The sequence below is a fragment of the Bradyrhizobium tropiciagri genome (assembly GCF_001189845.1).
In the GTDB taxonomy this organism is placed as follows: domain Bacteria; phylum Pseudomonadota; class Alphaproteobacteria; order Rhizobiales; family Xanthobacteraceae; genus Bradyrhizobium; species Bradyrhizobium tropiciagri.
The window spans coordinates 1-5754 of record NZ_LFLZ01000146.1 but is presented as its reverse complement, the minus strand read 5'-3'; the positions used below and the strand labels follow the sequence as shown (position 1 = coordinate 5754).

General features: G+C 57.0%; 6 protein-coding genes. 3 read left to right on the top strand and 3 right to left on the bottom strand.

Annotated elements, in window-relative coordinates; genetic code table 11:
- The first annotated feature begins 192 nt into the window (after window positions 1–192).
- Window positions 193–711 (top strand): WbuC family cupin fold metalloprotein, encoded by a 519-nt coding sequence (locus tag AKN84_RS43900; RefSeq protein ID WP_050426544.1) that lies wholly within the window; start codon window positions 193–195, stop codon window positions 709–711.
- Between the two features lie 773 nt (window positions 712–1484).
- Here the strand turns inward: AKN84_RS43900 and AKN84_RS43895 are convergent.
- From AKN84_RS43895 to AKN84_RS43890, 3 genes are all read right to left on the bottom strand, one after another.
- Window positions 1485–2606, bottom strand: a complete 1122-nt coding sequence (locus AKN84_RS43895; RefSeq protein ID WP_050426543.1) for an acyltransferase family protein — start codon at window positions 2604–2606, stop codon at window positions 1485–1487.
- A 271-nt stretch (window positions 2607–2877) separates the two neighbouring features.
- Window positions 2878–3099, bottom strand: a complete 222-nt coding sequence (locus tag AKN84_RS47050; RefSeq protein ID WP_128971714.1) for a hypothetical protein — start codon at window positions 3097–3099, stop codon at window positions 2878–2880.
- Window positions 3100–3101: 2 nt separating this feature from the next.
- Entirely contained in the window at window positions 3102–3341 is a 240-nt protein-coding gene (locus AKN84_RS43890; protein ID WP_050426542.1) for a hypothetical protein, read from the bottom strand.
- A gap of 119 nt (window positions 3342–3460) precedes the next feature.
- Here AKN84_RS43890 and AKN84_RS43885 point away from each other — a divergent pair, with 119 nt between their 5' ends.
- A complete protein-coding gene (locus AKN84_RS43885; protein ID WP_050426541.1) occupies window positions 3461–3985 on the top strand; it encodes a hypothetical protein in 525 nt (174 codons plus the stop codon).
- Window positions 3986–4893: 908 nt separating this feature from the next.
- A complete protein-coding gene (locus AKN84_RS43880; RefSeq protein ID WP_128971713.1) occupies window positions 4894–5403 on the top strand; it encodes a hypothetical protein in 510 nt (169 codons plus the stop codon).
- Window positions 5404–5754: the final 351 nt, after the last annotated feature.

Here is a 5754-nt window from a genome sequence, read left to right as displayed (position 1 = left end):
AATGAGATCAGCAGCAGTCGGAATGTTCGCGTCCTCACGAATGTAGCTGAGGACGCGGATCCAACCATCCCGCTCCATTCGCGCCGTGAAATTGCCGCACGCCCCCAAACGCGTCTTTTCCGCGGTTGAGGCTTGTTCGGATCTCGCGTAGAGCGTCCTAAGCAAGTACGCCGTCAAAAGTTGAGGTGCTCGATGTTCGGCAAATGGCCACAAACGGTGAGATCGATCCAACTTGTTGGCGGCAGCGCGAGCGATGAGTTACTCGAGGCTGCGAAGTCTGCGGCACGGCTTAGAACGCACATGCTCTTGCATGAGAGCCACGCTGATCAAGTGCAACGGCTTCTCATCGGGCTTCAGCGAGGCACGTACGTCCAACCGCACAGGCATCCCGAGCAATGGGAATTGATCGTACCGCTGGAAGGCACATTGGCCGTCTTTCTCTTCTCGGAGACCGGGGTCGTTTTGGAAAGGTTCGAGATAGCAGCTGGCCATACGAGAGTGATGGAGATACCCGCGGGTCTTTGGCATACGCTCGTGCCCGTGTCTGAGCGCGCGCTGATGTTCGAAATAAAGCCAGGGCCGTTTAGGCCGGCGGAATTCGCCCTGTGGTCTCCAGCGGAGGGCACATCGACGGCAACGCGGGCCGCTGCTTGGCTGCAGAATGCCGAGCAAAGCCATCGATTTTGCGCGAGCAGCGGCGGCGACGGCTAGCTACCGATGCCGCCGAACAGCCGCACCTAAGCCAGGCGTTCGGCGACATCCAAAGTCCAGTGTCAATTGATGCGCCAGCTTATCTAGACCGGCACGATGCTACGTGGTGAGACTGTGTCCGAAGGGCTATTGCCTTAGTAAAAGCCCGTGCCGCCGGATAAGCGCCCGGCGGCTTCCGTCGCACAACTCGACTTTAATGCTGAAGCAAAATATAATCGTGTCGGCCGGAGCCGCTGCAGACCGCGATGGAATGGCTTGGCGACGAATGCGCCCGATGCAGCTTGGTTCTTTGGAAAGGTAGTCGTTTGCAACTTAGTTATAGCCATCCTGCTGACCCGCGCGTACGGATGGTACCTAGAAAAACAAGATCGCAACCAAAAGCGCATTGAGGCCCGGAATCGCACCGTCGGCTTCGACGATCCCGGCTTCGACGATCGATGAGACCATCGCCCTAAACACTAGGAAATCGGCACGCCTTCGCTAGGTAGGAGGATGTGCTTTTCAATCCAAGCCGTCACCGCTGTCACCTAAGGCTGTCAGCGCCACCCGAATTTGAATTCGGCGATCGAGGTCGCCTCCCGGCAAAACTGTCCCGCCAGCGTCAGCAAATTCCCTGTATCCGGCCCCGCTGACGCGCGTTTCGCAAACTGAACCCTCGCAACCATTCAACATCACTCGAAATCGTAAAACCAACCAAACTCGACAAAACGCCGATGGAGATCGCCAACGCCGTCGAGCCGGTACAGGGCCGGATCCACCGACAGACGATATGCTTAGGCTCTGCTTGCAATGCGCCGACCGAGTTGCCGCAACGGAGATTCAATCAATCGATATGAGCATTCGGAAAGAATGAAAGAAGATACCAACGCAAGTGCGAGAGCAAATATCTGATGTTGCAGGTTAGTGGCAATCTGCAGCGCGCTGAACTTGAGAAGCATCTCTCGCAGCACCCAAAGGACCGGCACATGTACGAGGTAGAGCGAGTATGAGCGTGCCCCAACATATGCTGCAACGATCTTGGACATTCGTGCTTCGGTGAAAAGGTTGCTGTTCCTCGACAATATCAAAACGATGAGGCCTGCGGTGATAGCCACCAGTCCCATGTGGCGCAGCGATATCTGGTCGCGAGCGACAACGATCAAGAGCACTGACAGACCAGCGAGACACAGTTGCAGTGCCCACCTTGGCAACGCTGAAAACCCCGATTCGAGGGCGGAGCCATAGTAGCGCCAGCCAATCGCAACCGCAGTCCCGTACATAAGCGCATCACTTCTGATAAACCAAAGCAAATCACCCCATGGTCTAAGGGACACCGCCTGACACATAGCAATCAACAGGCACGGCCAGATCAATAACTTGCGTTGACGCGTAAAAAACAAGACAAACGGCAATGACAGGTAAAACTGCTCCTCTAAAGATAAGCTCCAGTAGTGCCACAGTGGGGTGATGCCACACGGCGGACTGTTCTTCGAACATGCATAGATATAAAGATTTTCTGTATTGAGGGCGCCAAAGAGCCAAGACCTAAAAGCCTCATCCCGCTTGAAGCCCGTGAAATCTACGAAGATTGATAGCAGAAGGAAGAGCGTAGACCAGGTTAGCGCAGCCGGCCACAGTCGGAAAAGCCTGCGAATCCAGAACAATTTTGCGTAGGCCACAAATGACTTGTTCCTCTCAAGGGAATCAAGCAGTGACCGAGTTATTAAAAAACCGGATATTGCAAAGAATAAGTCAACTCCACCACCGAGCCAGAAGTAGCCAGTCCATTCGAACCATTCATGGATGAGATACCCAAAGTGCGAAACCGCAGTAATGGCGATAGCGAATCCTCGAAATAGTTCTATATCCAGATTTTTCTCTCGTGGTTCTTTATTCATGTATTGCTCAAGATTCATGTATTGCTCAAGGCTTCTAAGGGCTCCTCAAAGTTGGCGAGACCTTCATCGAACTACGATGCCGTACGCACCGGGCACCTTGGTGGCACGTCGTCTCCCCCAACTTAAGCTTTCCGCCCGGAATGCCCGCAAGCCGATATAATTCCTTGGCAGAAATCGATTTGATGTCCCCGTCCATGGGCCCGGCTTTTCACGTTAGGATTTGAGATTCTGCAGCTGCGAACCTGCGCCACATTTCAGGGGCATCCGCAAGACCTTTCGGGGAAAATCATTAGAAGCGAAGCTCCGGCTTTTTGCCAATATCGGATTTCAACGGGGCCGGATCAATCAAAGCTGATTCAAAACCCGCGTCATTGAGCTGTGTCAGCTCAGATACCTGCGGCCGGACTGTGCCGCCTGCGCGACCGCCAGGCGTTTGATCAAGGCGCGGCGCTGGCGCATCCGGCGCCCGCGGCACGTTCGATATGAGGTAGGTCGCAAAGGGCGTTCTCATCGTCACGTCTCCGGTTTCTCGTGGGCGGTCATGTAGGCGAACAGCAGATCGAGAGTTTTCTTGGCCAGCTTGATGGTTTCGAGCGCCAGCTGGCCGCGGCCGCGCGCGATGCCGACCGCGACGGGATCGGCCGGCGGGTCGCAGTCGTCATAGACGCTGCTGCGCAATGCAAGATTTGTCAGCATATACGGCAGCTGGGCGCCGAGCGCGGCATATTCGCCGAGCTCGGCAGCCTGCGCCACCTTCTAAGCGATTGAAGCACCAACGCTCCGCAAACTCGCAATCCAACAGCATTCACACGCTTGACCGATACAGGGCGCTTGCGCTCCCATCTCGCGAAACCACGCGTGTGGAGAGCTCAATGGTCGAGCCGAAAGTCTACGGTGCACGCATCGTCGTGGAGCGACTCAAACTGTGGAAGTATCGGCTCGACGCCCTGCTCGAGATTGGCATCATTGTCCCCGTCGGGCGAAACGTATACGGTCATCCCCTATTTGCCGCAGAAACGATCAACCGCCTGGCATCGAACGAACACCGCGAGCGGAGCCATGACCCCCTCTGGTGGGATTTCGAACCGCACCTCGATCGCAGGGCGCCACGCGGCCGGCCGCGGGTGGCGCCGGTCGAATTGCCCTTCTATGCGTTCGACAATGAGAAGCAGCACCGGTGGACGAAGAAGCTCCACGCTTGGAAGAAGCAATATGCGCCCTTCCCTCACCGACATGGCGCCAGCGGCGCGCGCTTCAAGCAGATGGCCGAGGACAAAGCCACGAAGGCATTTCAAAAGGCACACGGCAGCATCAAGCGCAACCGCACGCGAGCGCAAATCCTGGTCGGCCACAAGCGGGTGCCCATCACCCGCGGCACACTTTTCGCCGCCGTCTGACGTAAAACCATGGCTCGCGTTGCCGGCGACCTAAGCATCTCGGAGCGCGCGCTGCGCGAAGTTTGCAAGAAGCACAGAATCCCGATGCGTGGACACTTCAACCACAAGAGCGCAAAAGATCGTCCGCCGAAGCCGAAGTTGCCGCCGTTGGGGACGCGGCCCGCCGATCGATCAGCGAACGGGAGGATTGTATCGATCCAGGACCACTGTTCTTGAGGCGCTCTGCGACGCCGGTCGCAAGTTGCCGTCGCTGAACTTGTGATAGTGGTCGAATTGCTGTTGCTCACCGCGCAGCTGCGGCGTTTCGCCGGGCGAATACCGCTTATCTGCACCACTCCATCGATCGGATCCCGACACGACGCACCCCGTCCTAGTTCAGACGCCGGATGCATACCATCGTTGGATAGGTATCACTGTATCGTCGTGGCCACACACGCGGTAATCCGCCCGGCAGCAGTACACAGAATGTTTCCGTGGATCTCCGTGCGTGAACAGAGTCTCGACCTTGTTTAGCGACAAAATAGGCCTGAATCGAAGCCCATGGGCGCACCGCAGACGCTAATTATTCGTGAATTGCCCCGTCGATGCCCCGTAGGAATACTGACTCTCGCGATGGAGGCGCAACCTTTCGCGTAGTAGACTTTCGCCTGGGCGCGCGGCGCAATCGGTTTGATAGTAAGCGCGCGAGTGGCGCCATTTGAGGTCAAGGCACAACGGCCTCCGGCTCTTCCTCGCCGCGGCTCTCCTTCTCCGCTGACGGTGTAGCTGCCCGAGCGAGGCTCTGAAATCACGAGCACAACACTGAGGGCAAGGATGGCCGCACGAGCAATTGTCGCGTCCTCGCAGTTTGCTTAATGAAGGCACTGGCGCGGGACCGGAACCCCGCGCGCCCAGCGGGAACTTCCGGGATGATTTTGAGCACTCACGCGATTGTAGGAGCGGCTGTAGCCAGCTTCATGCCCGAGCACCCAGTACTGGCGTTTGTCGCCGGGGTTGCCAGCCATTTCGCAATCGACGCGATCCCGCATTCGGACTATCGGCTCAAGTCGATCTCCATTGGGCGAAACCGGTCAGCCCTCACGTTTGATCAGTTGATCCTTCGCGATCTGACTCTTCTTGCCGCCGACGTAGGGATCGGCGTTGCTGTTGCGCTCTGGTTGTACGCCGGCTCCGGAGCAACGCTTGCGGTTCTTTCCGGAGCGATCGGCGCTATTCTGCCGGACCCCCTACAACTCGCCTATCGGCTGTATCCTAAAGAGCCCTTGCGGTCGCTGCAGCGCTTTCACGTCTGGGTACACACTAAGCGAAAGCTCGGCCCTCGGCTCGCCGCTACTTCGCAGTTTGCTTTTGTGCTGCTCGTCATCGGCGTCGCTGACGTACTGCAACGAAGCTTCGCGATGGGTAGCGCGGGACCGTAGCCCGGCGCTCTGCTCCATCGCTTGGCAACTATCGCGGTCCCCTCATGCGCACTGGGATCGGCTGTAGCAGGAACCGGGCGGCCCGAATGAGGCCACCTGGTGCTCGACAGCGAGCCAGACACGCGCAGAAACGATCCGCTGGCGGAACTTTAAAATGTTTTCCCTGTTGGGGCTTCGACGGGGCTTCACAACGGACCGCGTTCTGGCAATTATTTCCTTTTTATAGAAAAAGGGGATTGGACGAAGTGACGTCAGTTTCAAGCCATTTTCAAGAACCGCAGTTTTCTGAAACCAGTTCCTTAGTAGGAACCCGTATCATCCGCGAAATCTTTGGGGTCGTTCGCAAAAACA